Origin of the sequence: Micromonospora terminaliae (genome assembly GCF_009671205.1) — a bacterium.
Lineage (GTDB): Bacteria > Actinomycetota > Actinomycetes > Mycobacteriales > Micromonosporaceae > Micromonospora > Micromonospora terminaliae.
Genome location: NZ_CP045309.1, coordinates 4,112,763 through 4,129,130, shown reverse-complemented (window position 1 = coordinate 4,129,130; position 16,368 = coordinate 4,112,763). Strand labels below are relative to the sequence as shown.

The window sequence follows — 16,368 nt, the reverse complement described above, 5'->3', positions numbered from 1 at the left end:
GGGGCTCAGCCGATCAGCGGGCGGAAGGTGCCCAGCACCACGCTGACCGTGAGCGCCGCACCGGCGATCGCCGCCGCGGCGGCGACCAGCAGGGCGTCCGTCCGGGTGAAGTGCTGGCGCCGGGCGACCGTACGGGCGGTGCCGGCGTCGAAGCCCCGCGCGTCCATGGCGACGGCCAGCCGGGTGCCCCGCCGGATCGCCCCGACCAGCAGGGCGAACGCCGTCGATCCGAACAGCCGCAGCTTCGCCAGCGGGTTGCGGCCGGCGTCCACGCCCCGGGCCCGGCGGGCCATGCTGATCATCCGCCACTCCTCCTCCAGGAGCGGCACCAGCCGGAACGCGGCCAGCGCGCCGATGGCGAAGCGGGCCGGCGCCTTCGCGTTCTGGATGAGCGCGTCGGCCAGGTCGGTGGGGTCGGTGGTGGCGAAGACCAGGATCCCGGGCAGCGCCACGGCGAGCATCCGCAGCACCAGGCCCAGCGCCGTGACCAGCACGCCCTCGGTGACCAGGACCGGGCCGGCCTCGAACAGCACCCGGCCGGAGCGGTCGGCCGCGAAGAGCACCAGCGTGACCAGGATGCCGGCGGCGCCGGCCAGCAGCGGCCAGGCCCGGCGGGCCAGCACCCGGTAGCGGACGCCGAACAGCGGCAGCACCGCGAGTTCGGCGGCGATGGCGATGGCCGGGGCCACCGGATCGAGGGTCGCCACCAGGATCAGGGTGAAGACCAGCGCGGCGGCCAGCTTCGCCACCGGGTTGCGGCGGGCCAGCGGCGCCCCGGCCGCCGCGACCGGTTCGACGCTGATCACCGGCGCTCCAGGGTGACGGTGCGGTCTGGGCCGGATGCTGAGCGCGGCGGGGGCGTCATCGGCGCTCCAGTGACGGTGCGGTCTGGGCCGGATGCTGAGCGCGGCGGGGGCGTCATGGGCGCTCCAGGGTGACGGTGCGGTCTGGGCCGGATGCTGAGCGCGGCGGGGGCGTCATGGGCGCTCCAGGGTGACGGTGCGGTCTGCCAGCGCGGCGACGAAGTCCGCGTCGTGGGTGACCGCGACGACGCCGTGCCCGGCGTCACGGAGGTCGGCGAGGAGGTCGACAAGTTCCCGCCAGGTCCGCCGGTCCTGGCCGAAGGTGGGCTCGTCGCAGATCAGCAGCCGGGGCGCGGTGGCCAGGGCGGTCGCGACGCTCAGCCGCCGCGCCTCGCCACCCGAGAGGGTGTACGGGTTGGCCCCCGCCAGCCGGTCCAGACGCAGCCGCTCCAGCAGTTCGTCCACGGTGGCCGTCACGGCGGCCTCGGGCTGCCCGGTGCGGCGCGGGCCGAGTGCCAGCTCGTCGCGCACCGTGCTCGTGACGAACTGGTGTTCCGGGTCCTGGAAGACCGAGCCGATCCGGCCGGCCAGGGCGGGTGCCCGCCAGCGGTGCGGGGGAGTGCGCGCGTCGCGGCCGGCGAGGGCGGGGGTGGCCACGACCGTGCCGGTGCCGGGGCGGAGCAGGCCGCCGAGGAGCAGGGCCAGGGTGGACTTGCCGGCGCCGTTCGGGCCGAGGACGGCGAGCGCCTCGCCGGCGCGTACCCGGAGGTCGGTGGGGGCCAGCCGGGGCGGCAGGCCGAGCCGGTCGGCGGTGAGCAGCACCTCGCCGGGCGGCGTGGTGGCGTGCCGCGGCGGCACGGTGCGGCCCGGCACCCAGACCCCGGCGGCGGCGAGCGCGTCGCCGTGCGCGGCGAAGACCGCCTCCGGCGGCCCGTCGGCGCGCACCCCGCCGCCGGGCTCCAGCACGACGACCCGGTCGACCAGCGGCAGCGCCTCGGCGACCCGGTGCTCGACGAGGATCAGCGTGGTGTCCGCGTCGAGGGCGTCGGCGACGGCCCGGCGGACCAGGTCTGCGCCGCCCGGGTCGAGGTTGGCGGTCGGCTCGTCGAGCAGCAGCAGGCCCGGGCGCAGGGCGAGCGTGCCGGCCAGCGCCAGCCGTTGCTGCTCGCCCCCGCTCAGCGCGGCGGTGGGCCGGTCCCGGTCGTAGGGGAAGCCGACCCGGCGCAGCGCCTCGTCGACGCGGGGCCAGATCTCCTCGGCGGGTACGCCGCGGTTCTCCAGCCCGAACGCCACGTCGTCGCCGCAGCGGGCCATGACGAGCTGGGTCTCCGGGTCCTGGAAGACGATGCCGACCCGCTCGCGGGCCTTGCGCGGGTCGAGCCCGTCGATCTCGACGGTGCCCTCCTGCTCACCGGAGTCCTCCGGCAGCAGGCCGGCGAGCGCCGCCAGCAGGGTGCTCTTCCCGGCCCCGGACGGCCCGAGCAGCAGAACCCGTTCCCCCACCTCGACGCGCAGGTCGACGCCCCGAACGGCCCAGCCCTTCCGCCCGGCATGCCGCCACCCGAACCCCCGCAACTGAACGGCACCCACGCGTCCACCTCCCCTCTCGGCCCAGCTTGGTTGATCAAGAGGTTTGCGTCAGGAAAACCGCTCCCGCTGACGCAAACCTCTTGATCAACGTGGTCTCGGCGCGGTCAGACCAGGGCGCGGTCGCGGCCCGCCGGGAAGCGGTCCAGGGCGCCGGTGTTCGCCAGGGCGCGGGTCAGGAACCAGGAGCCGGCGCCGGCGATCACCGTGGCGCTCACGATGGTCAGCAGGGCGTACGGCAGGCGGTAGTCGACCAGGTCGTAGGCCTTGTTCCAGTAGACGAAGTCGAAGATCGCGGCGGTCAGGCCGGTCAGCGCCCCGGCCAGCAGGGCCACCGGCAGCCGGTACGCGCGGTAGCGGAACGCCGCGAAGGCCAGCTCGGCGCCCAGACCCTGCATGAGGCCCTGGACGATGACGATGCCGCCCCACTGGCTGCCCAGCAGCGCCGAGATGATCGCCGCGAGCAGCTCGCAGTAGAGCGAGGCGCCCGGCTTGCGGATCACCAGCCCGCCGAGCACGGCCGGCACCAGCCAGACGCCGTAGATGAGTGTCTGCGCGGGCGGGAAGAACGCGAAGGCCGCGTCCGTGGCGCCCCAGAGCAGCCCCCAGGCCCAGAAGATGACGCCGAAGGCGACGGCGATCACCGAGGCGACGACGATGTCGACGGTGCGCCAGCGGTTGCTGTCGGTGTGGTTCATGACTGACTCCCAGTTCAGGTGAGGAACCAGGAGAAGACGCACGCCGCGCCCGGTGGTCACCGGACGGCGGCGCGGCTGGAGGTCGACCGAACTCCCTGCGCTGGCATTACCCAGATCAGGTTCGAGGGTCTGCGGGCACCGGCCCGCACTCTCAGCGCTGTGCGCTCCCCTGTCGGATGTGAAGTTGTCTCGTCGCAGACGCTAGCACCGACACCGCCGCCCGGCCCAGCAGGGCGATCGCCCGTTAGGGTGGCGGCCATGCGGGTCGAGGCGCGAGGGCTGACGTTCGAGGTACGCACCGGCGGCCCCGAAGGCGGTGAGCCCGTCCTGCTGCTGCACGGTTTCCCGCAGCACTCCGGCGAGTGGGACGAGGTGGCGCCCGCGCTGCACGCGGCCGGACTGCGCACGTACGCGCTCGACCAGCGCGGCTACTCGCCCGGCGCCCGGCCGGCGGAGGCCGGGGCGTACCGGATCCCGGAGCTGGTGGCCGACGCGGCTGCCGTGCTCGACGCGCTCGGGGTGACCGCCGCACACCTGGTCGGCCACGACTGGGGCGCCATCGTGGCGTGGGGCCTGGCGGCGGCGCACCCGGAGCGGGTGCGCACGCTGACCGCGGTGTCGGTGCCGCACCCGGCGGCCATGGGGCACGCGCTGGCCACCGACCCGCGGCAGAAGGCCCGTTCCTCCTACATCGCCCTGTTCCGCAAGCCGGGCAAGGCCGAGAAGGTGCTGCTGGCGTTCCGCGCGGCGACCTTGCGCCGGATGCTGTCCGGCGTGGGCGACGCCGGCCGGGTCGCCCGCTACGCCGACCCGATGCGCGAGCCCGGCGCGCTGACCGCGGCCCTGAACTGGTACCGGGCCATGACCGGGGCGGACATGAAGGCCGTCGGGCCGGTGGGCGTGCCCACCACGTTCGTCTGGAGCGACGGCGACGTGGCGATCGGGCGCACGGCCGCCGACGCGTGCGCCGCGCACGTGACCGGTGACTATCGCTTCGTGGTGCTGCCCGGCGTCACCCACTGGATCCCGGACGAGGCGCCCGGCCCGCTGGCCGCGGCGATCCTCGCCCGCACCGGCCGATGATCGCGAACACCGCGCCGGCCCGGCCGCACACCCGCGCGTCGCTCGCCGCCCAGCTCCACGACCTCGGGGTACGCCCCGGCGGGACCGTTCTCGTGCACGCCTCCGGCATGCTGGGCGAGGGCTCACCGCTGGCCCGCCTCCACGACCTCGACGCCGACGTGCTGCTGCTCGGCGTGGACCACGGCAGCAACACGTCCCTGCACCTGGCCGAGTACCGGCAGCCCGCGCCGCCCCGGCAGCGCTGCGGCGCGGCGGTGCTGACCGCCGACGGCGGCCGGGAGTGGGTGTGGTGGGACGACGTGCGCCTGGACGACGAGGGTTTCGCCCAGCTCGGCGCCGACCTGGAGGCCACCGGAGCGGTGCGGCTCGGGCCGGTCGGCGACGGGACGGGCCGCTTGATGAGGCAGCGGGCGGCGGTCGACTTCGCGGTGGAGTGGCTGGCCCGGCACCGACGGACGGAGGAAGCATGACGGTGAGTTCCGAGGGCTATCTGGCGGTGGTGACCGAGACGATCGGCCGGGTGGCCGCCGACCAGCGGGAGAACGTGGCCCGGGCGGCCGACCTGATCGCCGCGTCGCTGCGCGCCGACGGGGTGGTGCACGCGTTCGGCACGGGTCACTCGGAGGCCCTCGCCATGGAGATCGCCGGCCGGGCCGGTGGGCTCGTCCCCACCAACCGCATCGCCCTGCGCGACCTGGTGCTGCACGGCGGCGAGCCGGCCGGCGTGCTCGGCCCGAAGCTGGAACGCGAACCGGCCGTGGCGCACCGCCTCTACGAGCTGGCCCCGGTCCGGCCGCAGGACGTGTTCGTGCTCGCCTCGAACTCCGGCGTGAACGGCGCCATGGTCGAGTTCGCCTCGATCGTGAAGGAGCGCGGGCACGGGCTCGTGGCGATCACCTCGGCGCAGCACTCGGGCCGGATGACCTCCCGCCACCCGTCCGGTCGCAAGCTCGCCGACTTCGCCGACGTGGTGCTGGACAACGGCGCCCCGTACGGGGACGCCACCCTGCCGCTGCCCGGTGGCGGCGCGGTCGGCGCGGTGTCCTCGATCACCGCCGCGCTGCTGGCCCAGCAGATCGTCGCGGAGGTGGTCGCCCGGCTGATCGAGGCGGGGGAGCGGCCCCCGGTCTACCTGTCCGCCAACATCACGGGCGGCGACGAGCACAACGCCGAGCTGGAGGCCCGGTACGCGGGCCGCATCCGCCGCGGAGCCTGAGCGCGTTTCACGCTCCGCCCGATCGGGCACAGGCTGAGCTGCCGGTGGGAGGCCCCCACCGGCAGTACCGTCTTCCGTGGAGGTAGCGGGTGTCCAAGGAAACCGAGAAGCAGCGCTGGCAGCGCAACTTCGCCGACCTGCTCCAGGAGCTGCGGGTGGCGCAGACCGGGGTGCAGATCCTCTTCGCCTTCCTGCTGACCCTGCCGTTCAGCAACGGTTTCACCCGGACCAGTGGCTTCCAGAAGGACGTCTACATCGTCGCGTTGCTGTCCGCCGCCGCGGCCACCGCGATGATCATTTCGCCGGTCGCGTTCCACCGGGCGCTCTTCCGCCAGGGCCGCAAGCCGGAGCTGGTTCGCTTCGCGCACCGGATGGCCACCGGCGGTCTCGGCTTCATGCTGATCTCGATGGTCAGCGCGGTGCTGCTGATCACCGACTTCGTGCTGAGCCGCCCGATCGCGTTCCTGCTCAGCGCGCTCACCGGGGTCTGGTTCCTGGTCTTCTGGGTGATCCTGCCGTTCGCCCGGCGCAACTGGGGTGACGAGGACATCGACGACGAGGACGACGATCCGCCGGCGCTGGCCGGCGACTGACCGCCCGGACCTGCCAAATCGGACGTGCGCGCGAGGCTACCCCTGGGTAACACCCGGGGGTAGCGTCGTTTCGAGGCACGTCGACGCAGCCGGACCGAGGTCTCCAGGAGGCAGCCGTGACCACGACACAGAACAGCCGGCCCGACCCCGCCGGACACGGCGGCCCGACCGGGCGGGTGGCGCCCATCGACGACCCGCAGCCACCGCCCGGCGCGGACGGGGCCGGGCCGCTGCCCGCCGAGGCCGGCCAGGTCTCGGAGAAGGAGGCGCGGCAGGTCGCCGAGGCGGCCCGCGAGTCGGCCTGGGACCGGCCCAGCTTCGGCAGGGAGCTGTTCCTCGGCCGCTTCCAGCTCGACCTGATCAACCCCTGGCCCCGCCTCGACCCGGCGGAGGCGGCGCGGGCCGAGGAGTTCCTCACGGCGTTCGGGGCGTACCTGGACTCCGAGGTGGACGGTGCGGCCATCGAGCGGGACGCACGCATCCCCGACGAGGTGTTCCACGGGCTGGCCCGGCTCGGCGCCTTCGGCATGAAGATCGACCGCAAGCACGGCGGCCTCGGGCTGAGCAACCTGCACTACTGCCGGGCGCTGATGCGGGCCGGCTCGGTGAACCCGTCGATCGGCGCGCTGCTCTCGGCGCACCAGTCGATCGGCGTGCCGCAGCCGCTGAAGATGTTCGGCACCCCCGAGCAGAAGGAGAGCTTCCTGCCCCGGCTGGCCGCCGGCGAGGTCTCCGCCTTCCTGCTCACCGAGCCGGACGTCGGCTCCGACCCGGCCCGACTGGCCACCACGGCCGAGCCCACCGAGGACGGCACCGGCTACCGGCTCAACGGCGTGAAGCTGTGGGCCACCAACGGCACGGTCGCCACCCTGCTCGTGGTGATGGCCCGGGTGCCGGCGGCCGAGGGGCGGCGCGGGGGCATCACGGCCTTCGTGGTGGAGGGCGACAGCGAGGGCATCACCGTCGAGCGGCGCAACGCCTTCATCGGGCTGCGCGGCCTGGAGAACAGCCTCACCCGGTTCCACGACGTCTTCGTGCCGAAGGAGAACGTGATCGGCGGCGAGGGCAAGGGCCTGAAGATCGCGCTGACCACGTTGAACACCGGGCGGCTCTCGCTGCCGGCCATGTGCGTGGGCGCCGGCAAGTGGGCGTTGAACGTGGCCCGGGAGTGGGCCGCCGACCGGGTCCAGTGGGGCCGGCCGGTCGGCGAGCACGAGGCGGTCGCCAAGAAGCTCGCCTTCATCGCCGCCACCACGTACGGCATGGAGTCCATGCTCGACCTCTGCTGCCTGCTCGCCGACGACGACCGCAACGACATCCGCATCGAGGCCGCGCTCGTGAAGCTCTACGCCAGCGAGATGGCCTGGAAGATCGCCGACGAGCTGATCCAGATCCGGGGCGGGCGCGGCTACGAGACCGCCGACTCCCTGGCCGCCCGGGGCGAACGCCCGGCCGCCGTCGAGCAGCTCCTGCGCGACCTGCGGATCAACCGCATCTTCGAGGGCTCCACCGAGATCATGCACCTGCTGATCGCCCGCGAGGCGGTCGACGCGCACCTCTCGGTGGCCGGCGACATCATCGACCCGGACGCCGGGCTGGGCCGCAAGGCGAAGGCCGGCGCGCGGGCCGGCGTCTTCTACGCGAAGTGGCTGCCCACCCTGGCCGTCGGCAAGGGCCAGGCGCCCGGGGCCTACCACGAGTTCGGCCCGCTCGCCGGGCACCTGCGGCACGTCGAGCGCGCTTCCCGCAAGCTGGCCCGGTCCACCTTCTACGCGATGTCCCGCTGGCAGGGGAAGATGGAGCGCAAGCAGGCGTTCCTCGGCCGGGTGGTGGACATCGGCGCGGAGCTGTTCGCCATGTCCGCCGTCTGCGTCCGGGCGGTCGCCGAGCGCGCCGAGCACCCGGAGAACCTCGAGCTGGCCGACCTGTTCTGCCGGCAGGCCCGGCTGCGCGTCGACGAGCTGTTCACCGGGCTGTGGTCCAACACCGACGCGGTGGACGTGGCCGCCGCCAAGCGGATCATCGCGGGGCGCTACGCCTCGATCGAGGAGGGCGTCGTCACCCCGCCCGCCGACCAGCCCTGGGTGGCCCGCTGGCAGCCCGGCCCGTCGACGGCCCAGGACGTCCGCCGCCGCATCCCGCCCGCGCCGTGACGGTCGTCGGCCCCCGCCGGACGCGGCGGGGGCCCGCCGTCAGCGGGCGACCGCCCAGGCGATCACCCCGGCCAGGATGAGCCCGTTCAGCCCGGCCAGCACCAGGTACGCGGCCGGCGGGATCCGGCGGCCCTTGCGGACGAAGCTCACGAGCACGCCCGCGTAGATCAGGAGCAGGACCGCGACGACGATCAGGAAGTACAGCACCGGCACACCTTACCGGCCGGTGCGCAGCCCCAGTCCGCGCAGCTCCAGCGCGGCGAGCGCGTCGACCGTCTCGTCGTCGCCGCGGCGCCACGCCTCGGCCACGTCCGGCGCGATCCGGTTCAGCTTGGCGAGGGGCTGGCCGGCGAGGGCGCGCAGCGCCAGCAGGTCGCGCCCGGCCGGTGCGGCGGCCAGGGCCTTCGCGGCGCCGGCCCGGCGCATCCAGCGCACCCGCAGCGGCAGCCAGCCGAAGAGCACGAGCCCGAGCGGGAAGACCAGCACCGCGACGGCCAGCGCCAGGGCCAGCTGGCCGACCAGCTCCTGCTGGTCGCGGCCGGCCTCGGCGACCGCGCGGGCGGCCTCGGCGGCCTTGGTGAAGGGCGTGGTCAGCTCGTCGCCGACCAGCGGCACCCGGCCGACCTTGCCGCCGGCGTCGGCCAGGTTGTCGGCGAGCCCGCCGCCGGCACCCTCCAGCTTCTGTCCGGGTACGGCGAGCTTCTCGACCAGGTCGTGTACCCAGAGCGCGAAGCGGATCGCCGCGTACACCCAGACGACCACGAGCAGATCGGTGAGGAGCTGACGGAGTGCGGTCGGAAAACGGTCGGCGTAGATCTTCACGCCGGACAGCGTGCCACGGCCCGGCCGCGCGGGCACGGGTCGGATTTGTCAGCGGGCGCAGCCCGGGCAGGTGCCGAAGATCTCCAGGGTGTGGCTGACCTGCACGTACCCGTGTTCGGCGGCGACCCGCTCGGCCCAGCTCTCGACCACCGGGCCGGCCACCTCCACGGTCCGGCCGCAGGCCCGGCAGACCAGGTGGTGGTGATGGCCCTCGCTGCACCGCCGGTAGAGGTGCTCGCCGCCCGGCGGGCGCATCACGTCGATCTCGCCCGCGTCGGCGAGCCCCTGCAGGGTCCGGTAGACGGTGGTGAGGCCGACCCGCTCGCCGCGCTGGCGCAGCATGGCATGCAGGTCCTGGGCGCTGTGGAAGCCGTCGACCTCGGCCAGCAGGGCGCTCACCGCGGTCCGCTGCCGGGTGTTGCGCAGTGCGCCCTCGGTCACGGCCGCTCCCCGGCGTGGCTCACGGCGTCGGCCACGATGTGCGCGACGTGCTCGTCCACCAGCGCGTACGCGATCTCCCGGCCACGCCGCGAGCCGCGCACCACGCCGGCGCCGCGCAGCACCCGCAGGTGCTGGGAGACCAGCGGCTGCGGGGCGCCGAGCTTCTCCACCAGCTCGTGCACGCAGCGCTCGCCCTCGGCCAGTTCGCTCACGATCGCCAGCCGGATCGGCGCCGACAGCGCGCGCAGCAGGTCACCCGCGCCCTCGAAGGCGTCGTACCCGTTCGTGACCGTCACCCCGTAACGGTAACCAATGCCGACAGCGCCGGCCGGGACGCCCTCACCGCAGGACCACCTCGTGTTCCGGCGGCTCGGCCACCGGCACGGCGGCCGGCCCGGTCCGCCGGCGCAGCGCCCGCCGGCCCGCCGCGAGCAGCGCCACCACCAGGAACGAGCCGATGGCCAGCAGCACCACCGAGGCGCCGGGCGCCGTGTCCGCGGTGGCGGCCACCCAGACCCCGGCCCCGGCGGCGAACAGCCCGAGCGCCATGGCCGCGCCCATGGTGGCCCGGAACCCCCGGGTCACCTGCTGCGCGGTGGCCACCGGCACCACCATGAGCGCGCTGATCAGCAGCACCCCGACCGCCCGCATGGCGATCGTCACCGTCACCGCCGTGCCGACCGCGAGGAGCAGGTTCAACGCCCGCACCGGCAGGCCGGACACCCGGGCGTACTCCTCGTCGTGGCAGACCGCGAAGAGCGCCGGGCGCAGCGCCAGCATGGTCACCAGGATCGCCACGCCGAGCACCAGGATGGTGACGAGGTCGGCCGGCGACGTCGTGGTCAGCGACCCGAAGAGGTACGCGTTGAGCGACCCGCTGCTGGCGTCGGAGAGCCCGACCAGCATCACGCCGCCGGCGATGCCGCCGTAGAACAGCAGCGCGAGGGCCAGGTCGCCGGAGGTGCGCCCGCGCGAACGGACCAGCTCGATGACGATGGCGCCCAGCGTGGCCGCGACGACCGCCACCAGCACGGGGGACCGGTTGAGCAGCAGTCCGGCGCCGACGCCGGTGAGCGCCACGTGGCCGATGCCGTCGCCGATCAGCGCCAGCCGGCGCTGCACCAGGTAGATGCCGAGCGCCGGGGCCGCCAGCCCGATGACGAGCGCGCCGACCAGGGCACGCAGCATGAAGTCGTACTGGAAGAGGTCCATCACATGCTCCACAGCCCGGCGGGCTCCTCGTCGCAGTGCGGGTGCACGTGGTCGTGGCCCGGCTCGGCGTGGTGCCCGGCCGGTTCCGGCACCGCGCCGTCGTGGCAGATGCCGCCCTGGTGGACGACGACGGCCCGGCTGATCAGCGGGCGCAGCGGCCCCAGTTCGTGGGCGACCAGCAGCACCGTGCCGCCGCCGTCGCGGAAGGCGCGCAGCGCGTCGGCGAACGCCTCCTGGCTGGCCGCGTCGACCCCGGCCGTCGGCTCGTCGAGCACCAGCACCTCCGGCCGGCCGGCCAGGGCCCGGGCGATCAGGGTGCGCTGCTGCTGGCCGCCGGAGAGCGTGGCGACCGGGTCGCCGGCCCGGTCGGCGAGCCCGACCGCGTTGAGCGCCTCGGCGACCGCCTCCCGGTCGGCCCGCCCGGACGGGCGCAGCACGCCCCGCCGGGCCAGCCGCCCGGAGGCCACCACCTCGCCGACCGTGGCGGGCACGCCGCTGCCCGCGCCGAGCCGCTGCGGGACGTACCCGATGCGGTGCCACTGCCGGAAGCGCCGCTGCGGCGTGCCGAAGAGGGTGACCGACCCGGCGCCGAGCGGCACCAGGCCGAGCACGGCGCGGATGAGGGTCGACTTGCCGGAGCCGTTGGCGCCGAGCACGGCGATCACCTCGCCGGCCGTGACGGTCAGGGAGACGTCGCGCAGCACCGCCCGGCCGTCGTAGCCGACGGCGGCGTGCGTGACCTGGATGACGGGTTCGGTCATGAGCAGTCCAAGGCGGTCCGCAGGGTCTGGAGGTTGGCGCGCATCGCCGAGAGGTAGTCGCCGTCGGCGGGCGGGCCCTCGATGGGGTCGAGCACGGCGGTCCGCGCCCCGACCTCCCGGGCCACGGTCTCGGCGATCTTGGGGCTGACCAGCGTCTCGAAGAAGATGGTGGTGGCCGCGTGCTCCCGGGCCTCCTTCGCCACCTCGGCGAGGCGCTGCGGGGAGGGCTCGGCGTCCGGGCTGAGGCCGGTGATGCCGACCTGCTCGAGCCGGTAGTGCTCGGCCAGGTAGCCGAAGGCGGTGTGGCTGGTCACGATCTCCCGGCGCTGGCAGGTGGCCAGCCCGCGGGTGTAGTCGGCGTCGAGCCCGGTCAGCTCGGTGCGAAGTGCCGCCGCCCGGGCGGTGTAGTCGGCGGCCCGGCCCGGGTCGACCTTGCCGAGCCGCTCGGCGAGCCGGTCACCGACGGCGGCCAGCCGCGTCGGGTCCAGCCAGAGGTGCGGGTCCTTGCCGCCGGACTCCTCCTCGTGACCGGCCTCACCCTCGTGCTGGTGGCCGCCCGCGGCGGCGTCGAGCAGCGGTTGCACACCCGCCACGTCGAACGCCCGGTCGCCGCCGTTCTGCTCGACCGCCTCGTCCACGGCCGGCTGGAACCCGGTGAGGTAGACGATCAGCTCGGCGTCGACCACCTGGCCCACCTGGCGGGGGTTGAGCTCCAGGTCGTGGGGCTCCGCGCCGGGCTTGGTCAGGCTGGTCACGCGGACGGCGTCGCCGCCGATCTTCTCGGCGAGGAACTGGAGCGGGTAGAAGGCGGCCACCACGTCGACCCGGTCCGGGTCGCTCCCGCCGCCCCCGCCGTGCGAGCAGGCGGCGAGGCCGCCCAGGGTGAGCAGGGCGGCGGTGGCGGCGGCGAGGACGCGGGGGGCGGAGCGGACGGTCATGCGACTACTGTCCGCGATAACGAAATTGATTGTCAAAAACGCATGATTGCATGTCTGCGCAGGTCAACGGTCAGAGCAGCTTCGCCAGCGCGATCGTGATCAGCAGGGTGAGCATCAGCAGCCGCAGCACCCGCGTCGCCGGGGCCTGCACCGGCCAGGTGGCGGTCATCAGCCACACCAGCCCGCCGGCCAGCGCCAGCAGCAGCAGCCCGCCCGCCGCGCCGGGCGCGAACAGCCCGACCAGCACCAGGACCAGCGCGGCCAGGAACACCGTCGTCGGGTTGAGCCGGGCCAACCGGGACAGCACGGGAGTCTGCGTACGCTGCATGCCACAGACTCTACGAGGAGGAACCAGGTGCTGGTCACCAACCGGTTCGTGGTGGACGCCGGCGTGGCGGACGAGTTCACCCGGGAGGCGCACGCCGCGCTCGCCGCGCTCGCCGCCCGACCGGGCTACCTACGCGGCGAACTGCTCCGCGCGCTGGACGACCCCGACCACTGGTGCCTGCTCACCGAGTGGGAGTCCGTCGGGGCGTACCGGCGGGCGCTCGGGGGCTTCGACGTCAAGGTCACTGCGGTGCCGCTGCTCGCCCGGTCGGTGGACGAGCCCTCGGCGTACGAGACACTGGCCAGTGCCGCGCCGGACGGCGAGATCGTCGTGGCGGCCAGTGATCGGGCCGCAGGTCCTTACCGCTGAGGCCGGGGGCACTACCCTGGCGCGTATGACCGCTCCCGGGCCGGCTGCCCCACCACCCCCGCCCGTGCCCTCCGGCATGCCGGTTCCGGGCTCCCCGGGCGAGCCGGGCGTCCCCGCGCCGCCGCCCGGCATGCCGCCGGTGCCGCCGGGCGAGCCGGGCGTTCCCGCGCCGCCGCCCGGTCCCGGGGTGGCCCCGCCGTTCGCCGCCCCGCCCACCGAGGGCGGCCGGGCCCGGCTCTGGCTCGGCCTGGGGGTCGGCGCGCTCGCCGTGCTGCTCTGCTGCGGCGGGGGCGGCGCGGCCGTGGTCGGGCTCGCGGTGAGCAACGTGCAGGCCGTCGAGGAGCAGGGCAAGGCGGTGACCGACGACTACTACCAGGCGCTCGTCGCCAAGGACTTCTCGAAGGCCTACGACCAGCTCTGCGACGACGCCCGGCGGCGGGAGTCCCGGCACGAGTTCGAGCAGCGGGTGGCCACCGAGCCGCAGGTCTCCGGCTACCGGGTGGGCAAGGTCGACACCGCGACGCTGACCGTGCCGGTCGACGTGACCCTGGCCGGCGGCCGGCGGGAGGCGCAGACCGTCACGCTGGCGCCCGACCAGCAGACCGGCGGCATGGAGGTGTGCGGGGTGAGCTGACGGGGCCCCGGTATTCTGCTGGGCTCGGGGCCGCGGTGGTCGTACCGTTGTGCCGAACCGTCCGGAAACACTCACATCGCCCCCGCCGACCGCCAGCCGGCGTAGGAGGAAACATGCCAGCCGACCGTATCGACGCCGTCGTCAGCCTCGCCAAGCGCCGGGGCTTCGTCTTCCCCTCCAGCGAGATCTACGGGGGCACCCGGTCGGCCTGGGACTACGGTCCGCTCGGCGTCGAGCTCAAGGAGAACGTCCGCCGGCAGTGGTGGAAGACCATGGTCCAGCAGCGCGACGACGTCGTCGGCCTGGACTCCGCCGTCATCCTGGCCCGCCAGGTCTGGGAGGCCAGCGGCCACATCGCCGAGTTCGTCGACCCGCTCACCGAGTGCCAGTCCTGCCACAAGCGGTTCCGCGCCGACCACCTGGAGGAGGCGTTCGAGGCCAAGCACGGCCGGCCGCCGACCTCGCTGGCGGAGATCAACTGCCCGAACTGCGGCAACAAGGGCACCTTCACCGAGCCGAAGATGTTCAACGGCCTCATGAAGACCTACCTGGGCCCGGTCGAGAGCGACGAGGGCCTGCACTACCTGCGGCCGGAGACCGCCCAGGGCATCTTCGTCAACTACAAGAACGTGGAGACGGTCGCCCGCAAGAAGCCGCCGTTCGGCATCGCGCAGACCGGCAAGTCGTTCCGCAACGAGATCACCCCGGGCAACTTCATCTTCCGGACCCGTGAATTCGAGCAGATGGAGATGGAGTTCTTCGTCGAGCCGGGCACCGACGAGAAGTGGCACGAGTACTGGCTCGCCGAGCGGTGGAACTGGTACCTCGACCTGGGCCTCTCCGAGGACAACCTGCGCTTCTACGAGCACCCCAAGGAGAAGCTCTCCCACTACTCGAAGCGCACGGTCGACATCGAGTACCGGTTCCAGTTCGGCGGCACCGAGTTCGCCGAGCTGGAGGGCATCGCCAACCGGACCGACTTCGACCTGTCCACGCACAGCAAGCACTCCGGCGTCGACCTGTCGTACTTCGACCAGACCAAGGGCGAGCGCTGGATGCCGTACGTGATCGAGCCGGCCGCCGGCCTCACGCGCGCGGTGCTGGCGTTCCTGCTCGAGGCGTACGACGAGGACGAGGCCCCGAACACCAAGGGCGGCGTGGACAAGCGCACCGTCATGCGCTTCGACCCCCGGCTGGCCCCGGTCAAGGTGGCGGTGCTGCCGCTGTCCCGCAACGAGGCGCTCTCGCCCAAGGCCAAGCAGCTCGCGACCGACCTGCGCAAGCGCTGGGTGGTCGAGTTCGACGACTCGCAGGCCATCGGCCGCCGCTACCGCCGGCAGGACGAGATCGGCACGCCGTTCTGCGTCACCGTCGACTTCGACACCCTGGACGACAACGCGGTGACCGTGCGGAACCGGGACACCATGGCCCAGGAGCGCGTCTCCCTGGACCAGGTCGAGCGCTACCTGATCGAGCGCCTGCCCGGCTGCTGACGCTGGTCACGGGGCCCCGACCGGTCGGTCGGGGCCCCGTACACTTGTGCGGTGACCGCCCCGACCCTGCCCGCGCTGCGCCCGCTCACCCTCGGCCCGCACGAGGTGTGGCCGCCCGTGGTGCTCGCGCCGATGGCCGGGATCACCAACGTCGGCTTCCGCCGGCTCTGCCGTGAGCAGGGCGGCGGCATCTACGTCTGCGAGATGATCACCACGCGGGCGCTGGTCGAGCGGAACCCCAAGACCCTCCGCATGATCGCCTTCGGCGCGGACGAGCAGCCCCGCAGCCTCCAGCTCTACGGCACCGACCCGGAGATCACCGCCGCCGCCGTGCGGATCGTCGTCGAGCGGAACCTCGCCGACCACATCGACCTGAACTTCGGCTGCCCGGTCCCCAAGGTCACCCGGCGCGGCGGCGGGTCGGCCCTGCCGTGGCGGCGCCGGCTGTTCGCCCGGCTGGTCCGGGCCGCCGTGGCCGCCGCGTCGCCCGCCGGGGTGCCGGTCACCGTGAAGATGCGCAAGGGCATCGACGACGACCACCTGACGTACGTCGAGGCCGGCCTCGCCGCCCAGGACGCCGGCGTGGCGGCGGTCGCCCTGCACGGGCGTACGGCGGCGCAGCGCTACTCGGGCACCGCCGACTGGGACGCCATCGCCACCCTCAAGCAGGCGCTCGACGTGCCGGTGCTCGGCAACGGCGACATCTGGGAGGCCGACGACGCGCTGCGGATGGTCGCCCACACCGGCGTCGACGGCGTGGTGGTCGGGCGCGGCTGCCTGGGCCGGCCCTGGCTGTTCGCCGACCTGGAGGCTGCCTTCAACGGGCGCACCGAGCGGCGGCTGCCGAACCTCGGCGAGGTGGCGGCGACCATGCGCCGGCATGCCGAGCTGCTGGTCGACCAGTTCGTGGCCGGCGCCCGCAACCCGGCCCGGGGCGAGCGCGACGGCTGCACCGACTTCCGCAAGCACGTCGCCTGGTACCTGAAGGGCTTCCCGGTCGGCAGCGAACTGCGCCGCTCGCTCGCGATGATCGAGAGCCTGGCCCAGCTCGACGACCTGCTCGGCAAGCTCGACCCGACCGAGCCGTTCCCGGTGGAGACCCTCGGCCAGCCGCGCGGCCGGACCAACTCCCCGGGCAAGGTCGCTCTCCCCGACGGCTGGCTCGCGAGCCGCGACGACGACACCCCGCCGGACGGCGCCGAGCTGGACGACTCCGGCGGCTGACGCGCGAAAAAGG

20 protein-coding genes and 1 riboswitch are annotated in these 16,368 nt (G+C 74.1%); of the genes, 9 read left to right on the top strand and 11 right to left on the bottom strand.

All coding sequences use genetic code 11. The features are described 5' to 3' along the window. Positions 1-5: 5 nt before the first annotated feature. The 3 genes from GCE86_RS18740 to GCE86_RS18730 all read right to left on the bottom strand — a co-directional run bounded on the left by GCE86_RS18740 (position 6) and on the right by GCE86_RS18730 (position 3,088). Complete coding sequence (locus GCE86_RS18740; RefSeq protein WP_154228169.1) at positions 6-806, bottom strand: energy-coupling factor transporter transmembrane component T family protein; 801 nt, start codon at positions 804-806, stop codon at positions 6-8. Between the two features lie 171 nt (positions 807-977). Beyond that, positions 978-2,393, bottom strand: coding sequence for an ABC transporter ATP-binding protein (locus GCE86_RS18735; RefSeq protein WP_154228168.1), 1,416 nt, complete (start codon positions 2,391-2,393; stop codon positions 978-980). A 104-nt stretch (positions 2,394-2,497) separates the two neighbouring features. Continuing rightward, on the bottom strand, positions 2,498-3,088 hold the full coding sequence (locus GCE86_RS18730; protein ID WP_154228167.1) for an ECF transporter S component: 591 nt from the start codon (positions 3,086-3,088) through the stop codon (positions 2,498-2,500). A gap of 74 nt (positions 3,089-3,162) precedes the next feature. After that, positions 3,163-3,269, bottom strand: a riboswitch (TPP riboswitch). 77 nt (positions 3,270-3,346) lie between these two features. Between GCE86_RS18730 and GCE86_RS18725 the strand changes: the two genes are divergently transcribed. The 5 genes from GCE86_RS18725 (at position 3,347) to GCE86_RS18705 (ending at position 8,133) form a co-directional block, all read left to right on the top strand. Then, on the top strand, positions 3,347-4,171 hold the full coding sequence (locus GCE86_RS18725) for an alpha/beta fold hydrolase (protein ID WP_154228166.1): 825 nt from the start codon (positions 3,347-3,349) through the stop codon (positions 4,169-4,171). After that, on the top strand, positions 4,168-4,641 hold the full coding sequence (locus GCE86_RS18720; protein WP_154228165.1) for an AAC(3) family N-acetyltransferase: 474 nt from the start codon (positions 4,168-4,170) through the stop codon (positions 4,639-4,641). The genes GCE86_RS18725 and GCE86_RS18720 overlap by 4 nt, the downstream gene beginning before the upstream one ends. Then, positions 4,638-5,387, top strand: coding sequence for a sugar isomerase domain-containing protein (locus tag GCE86_RS18715; RefSeq protein WP_154228164.1), 750 nt, complete (start codon positions 4,638-4,640; stop codon positions 5,385-5,387). Before GCE86_RS18720 ends, GCE86_RS18715 begins: the two co-directional genes overlap by 4 nt. A gap of 89 nt (positions 5,388-5,476) precedes the next feature. After that, a complete protein-coding gene (locus tag GCE86_RS18710) occupies positions 5,477-5,980 on the top strand; it encodes a DUF6328 family protein (protein WP_154228163.1) in 504 nt (167 codons plus the stop codon). A gap of 116 nt (positions 5,981-6,096) precedes the next feature. Then, the gene (locus GCE86_RS18705; protein ID WP_420846473.1) at positions 6,097-8,133 is read left to right on the top strand and encodes an acyl-CoA dehydrogenase family protein; all 2,037 of its coding nucleotides are present in this window, start codon (positions 6,097-6,099) and stop codon (positions 8,131-8,133) included. Between the two features lie 39 nt (positions 8,134-8,172). On the opposite strand, the gene GCE86_RS31670 is transcribed toward GCE86_RS18705, so the two are convergent. From GCE86_RS31670 to GCE86_RS18670, 8 genes are all read right to left on the bottom strand, one after another. Next, on the bottom strand, positions 8,173-8,340 hold the full coding sequence (locus GCE86_RS31670) for a hypothetical protein (RefSeq protein ID WP_167537054.1): 168 nt from the start codon (positions 8,338-8,340) through the stop codon (positions 8,173-8,175). Between the two features lie 9 nt (positions 8,341-8,349). Beyond that, positions 8,350-8,955: a hypothetical protein gene (locus GCE86_RS18700; protein WP_154228162.1), complete on the bottom strand. Its 606-nt coding sequence runs from the start codon at positions 8,953-8,955 to the stop codon at positions 8,350-8,352. Between the two features lie 48 nt (positions 8,956-9,003). After that, the gene (locus GCE86_RS18695) at positions 9,004-9,396 is read right to left on the bottom strand and encodes a Fur family transcriptional regulator (RefSeq protein ID WP_154228161.1); all 393 of its coding nucleotides are present in this window, start codon (positions 9,394-9,396) and stop codon (positions 9,004-9,006) included. Then, a complete protein-coding gene (locus tag GCE86_RS18690; protein WP_154228160.1) occupies positions 9,393-9,692 on the bottom strand; it encodes an ArsR/SmtB family transcription factor in 300 nt (99 codons plus the stop codon). Before GCE86_RS18690 ends, GCE86_RS18695 begins: the two co-directional genes overlap by 4 nt. 43 nt (positions 9,693-9,735) lie before the next feature. Further along, positions 9,736-10,608: a metal ABC transporter permease gene (locus GCE86_RS18685; RefSeq protein ID WP_154228159.1), complete on the bottom strand. Its 873-nt coding sequence runs from the start codon at positions 10,606-10,608 to the stop codon at positions 9,736-9,738. Next, complete coding sequence (locus GCE86_RS18680; protein WP_154228158.1) at positions 10,608-11,369, bottom strand: metal ABC transporter ATP-binding protein; 762 nt, start codon at positions 11,367-11,369, stop codon at positions 10,608-10,610. Before GCE86_RS18680 ends, GCE86_RS18685 begins: the two co-directional genes overlap by 1 nt. Continuing rightward, positions 11,366-12,307, bottom strand: coding sequence for a metal ABC transporter substrate-binding protein (locus GCE86_RS18675; RefSeq protein ID WP_154228157.1), 942 nt, complete (start codon positions 12,305-12,307; stop codon positions 11,366-11,368). Before GCE86_RS18675 ends, GCE86_RS18680 begins: the two co-directional genes overlap by 4 nt. A 70-nt stretch (positions 12,308-12,377) precedes the next feature. Beyond that, a complete protein-coding gene (locus GCE86_RS18670) occupies positions 12,378-12,635 on the bottom strand; it encodes a DUF6703 family protein (protein ID WP_154228156.1) in 258 nt (85 codons plus the stop codon). Between the two features lie 27 nt (positions 12,636-12,662). Here GCE86_RS18670 and GCE86_RS18665 point away from each other — a divergent pair, with 27 nt between their 5' ends. The 4 genes from GCE86_RS18665 to dusB all read left to right on the top strand — a co-directional run bounded on the left by GCE86_RS18665 (position 12,663) and on the right by dusB (position 16,355). After that, entirely contained in the window at positions 12,663-13,004 is a 342-nt protein-coding gene (locus tag GCE86_RS18665; protein WP_154228155.1) for an antibiotic biosynthesis monooxygenase family protein, read from the top strand. 130 nt (positions 13,005-13,134) lie between these two features. Beyond that, complete coding sequence (locus tag GCE86_RS18660; RefSeq protein WP_154230579.1) at positions 13,135-13,638, top strand: Rv0361 family membrane protein; 504 nt, start codon at positions 13,135-13,137, stop codon at positions 13,636-13,638. A 113-nt stretch (positions 13,639-13,751) separates the two neighbouring features. Next, the gene (locus GCE86_RS18655; protein WP_154228154.1) at positions 13,752-15,131 is read left to right on the top strand and encodes a glycine--tRNA ligase; all 1,380 of its coding nucleotides are present in this window, start codon (positions 13,752-13,754) and stop codon (positions 15,129-15,131) included. 132 nt (positions 15,132-15,263) lie between these two features. Then, on the top strand, positions 15,264-16,355 hold the full coding sequence (gene dusB, locus GCE86_RS18650; protein WP_239542896.1) for a tRNA dihydrouridine synthase DusB: 1,092 nt from the start codon (positions 15,264-15,266) through the stop codon (positions 16,353-16,355). Positions 16,356-16,368 lie beyond the last annotated feature (13 nt).

Coding starts and splice junctions, on each gene's coding strand:
- GCE86_RS18730 (WP_154228167.1), bottom strand. CDS start 3,088: ATGAACCACACCGACAGCAACCGCTGGCGCACCGTCGACATCGTCGTC.
- GCE86_RS18725 (WP_154228166.1), top strand. CDS start 3,347: ATGCGGGTCGAGGCGCGAGGGCTGACGTTCGAGGTACGCACCGGCGGC.
- GCE86_RS18720 (WP_154228165.1), top strand. CDS start 4,168: ATGATCGCGAACACCGCGCCGGCCCGGCCGCACACCCGCGCGTCGCTC.
- GCE86_RS18715 (WP_154228164.1), top strand. CDS start 4,638: ATGACGGTGAGTTCCGAGGGCTATCTGGCGGTGGTGACCGAGACGATC.
- GCE86_RS18685 (WP_154228159.1), bottom strand. CDS start 10,608: ATGGACCTCTTCCAGTACGACTTCATGCTGCGTGCCCTGGTCGGCGCG.
- GCE86_RS18680 (WP_154228158.1), bottom strand. CDS start 11,369: ATGACCGAACCCGTCATCCAGGTCACGCACGCCGCCGTCGGCTACGAC.
- GCE86_RS18675 (WP_154228157.1), bottom strand. CDS start 12,307: ATGACCGTCCGCTCCGCCCCCCGCGTCCTCGCCGCCGCCACCGCCGCC.
- GCE86_RS18670 (WP_154228156.1), bottom strand. CDS start 12,635: ATGCAGCGTACGCAGACTCCCGTGCTGTCCCGGTTGGCCCGGCTCAAC.
- GCE86_RS18660 (WP_154230579.1), top strand. CDS start 13,135: ATGCCGCCGGTGCCGCCGGGCGAGCCGGGCGTTCCCGCGCCGCCGCCC.
- GCE86_RS18655 (WP_154228154.1), top strand. CDS start 13,752: ATGCCAGCCGACCGTATCGACGCCGTCGTCAGCCTCGCCAAGCGCCGG.
- dusB (WP_239542896.1), top strand. CDS start 15,264: ATGGCCGGGATCACCAACGTCGGCTTCCGCCGGCTCTGCCGTGAGCAG.